Origin of the sequence: Xanthomonas sp. SHU 199, assembly GCF_000364665.1 — a bacterium.
GTDB classification, from domain to species: Bacteria; Pseudomonadota; Gammaproteobacteria; order Xanthomonadales; family Xanthomonadaceae; genus Xanthomonas_A; species Xanthomonas_A sontii.
Window position 1 is genome coordinate 1 of record NZ_AQOI01000858.1, and the last position, 1,599, is coordinate 1,599.

At 68.6% G+C, this 1,599-nt stretch carries 3 protein-coding genes; all 3 read right to left on the reverse strand.

The features are described from left to right. Positions 1 to 284, reverse strand: a 284-nt coding sequence (locus D183_RS0123350) for a LysR family transcriptional regulator (RefSeq protein WP_232757344.1), incomplete at its 3' end; no start/stop codon positions are given. Positions 285 to 356: 72 nt separating this feature from the next. After that, positions 357 to 1,343 (reverse strand): malate dehydrogenase, encoded by a 987-nt coding sequence (locus tag D183_RS0123355; RefSeq protein WP_026144781.1) that lies wholly within the window; start codon positions 1,341 to 1,343, stop codon positions 357 to 359. Positions 1,344 to 1,379: 36 nt separating this feature from the next. Beyond that, positions 1,380 to 1,599: hypothetical protein (locus D183_RS25840; protein WP_017911131.1), on the reverse strand; the 220-nt coding region annotated here is incomplete at its 5' end.

Consider the following 1,599-nt stretch of genomic DNA (forward strand, 5'->3'; position numbering starts at 1 on the left):
ACCCGCAGCGAGGCCGCACCCGCTGCACGCTGCGCCCTGGCCAGGGCCTGGATCTGCCCCAGCTCGGCCAGCATCGCCCGTGCATGCGCCAGCGCCCGCACGCCGAACGGGGTCGGCCGGACCCGCCCGCGCTCGCGCAGCAGCAGCGCTGCGCCCAGCACTTGCTCCATCTGCGCGATGGCCTGGCTGGCGCCGGACTGGGTGATGCCGCAGCGCGCGGCAGCGGCGCTGATGCTGCCGCACTCGACCACAGCGACGTACAGCCGCCAGTGGATCAGATTCATCATGTCGGACTCCCACAACGCGAAACGCCGGGCGGTGCCCGGCGTTCCGTGACGACGCGATCGCGTTGGCGATCAGCCCAGCAGGTGGGCCACGCCGCTGCGCTCTTCTTCCAGCTCGGCCAGGGTCTTGTCGACGTACTTCTGGCTGAAGTCGTCGATCGGCAGATCCTTGACGATGGTGTAGGCGCCGTTCTCGGTGGTGACCGGGAACCCGAAGATCACGCCTTCGGGAATGCCGTAGGAGCCATCGGACGGCACGCCCATCGTCACCCACTTGCCGTTGCTGCCCAGCACCCAGTCGCGCACGTGGTCGATGGCGGCGTTGGCGGCCGAGGCGGCCGAGGACAGGCCGCGCGCTTCGATGATCGCCGCGCCGCGCTTGCCCACGGTCGGGATGAAGGTGCCGGCATTCCATTCCTGATCGTTGATCGCATCGGCGATGGAGGCGCCGTCGGCGGTGGCGAAACGGTAGTCCGGGTACATGGTCGGGCTGTGGTTGCCCCACACCACCAGCTTCTCGATGCCGCCGACCGGCTTGCCGAGCTTGAGCGAGAGCTGGCTCAGCGCGCGGTTGTGGTCCAGGCGCAGCATCGCGGTGAAGTTCTTCGGGTTCAGGTCCGGCGCCGACTTCATGGCGATGTAGGCGTTGGTGTTGGCCGGGTTGCCGACCACCAGCACCTTGACGTCGCGCTTGGCCACCTTGTTCAGCGCCGCGCCCTGCGCGGTGAAGATCTTGGCGTTCTCCAGCAGCAGGTCCTTGCGCTCCATGCCCGGGCCGCGCGGACGCGCGCCGACCAGCAGGGCGATGTCGGCGTCCTTGAACGCGACTTCGGCGTCGTCGGTGCCGACCATGCCGGCCAGCAGCGGGAACGCGCAGTCTTCCAGCTCCATCATCACGCCCTTCAGCGCGGCCTGGGCCTTCTCCATCGGCAGTTCCAGCAACTGCAGGATCACCGGCTGGTCCTTGCCCAACATTTCGCCGGAGGCGATGCGGAACAGCAGGGCATAACCGATCTGGCCGGCGGCGCCGGTCACGGCAACACGAACGGGTGCTTTCATGGGGGATTCCTCTGCTAAGAAAGTGGGTGGGGTGGATCAGTAGACGCGATAGCCCAGCGGCTGCAGGTGCAGGTCCAGGGCGGTGGTGTCGTAGCCTTCGACCACGTGCTGGCCGATCACGGTGATCGGCACGCCTTCCAGGCCCAGCGCGGCGGCGGCCTGGCGGCCGGCCTCCTGCTCCACGTCCAGGACCGTGTAGCGGACCTGGGCGCGGGCGAAATCGGCCTGTTGCCGGCGGCAGTAGCCGCACCAGTCG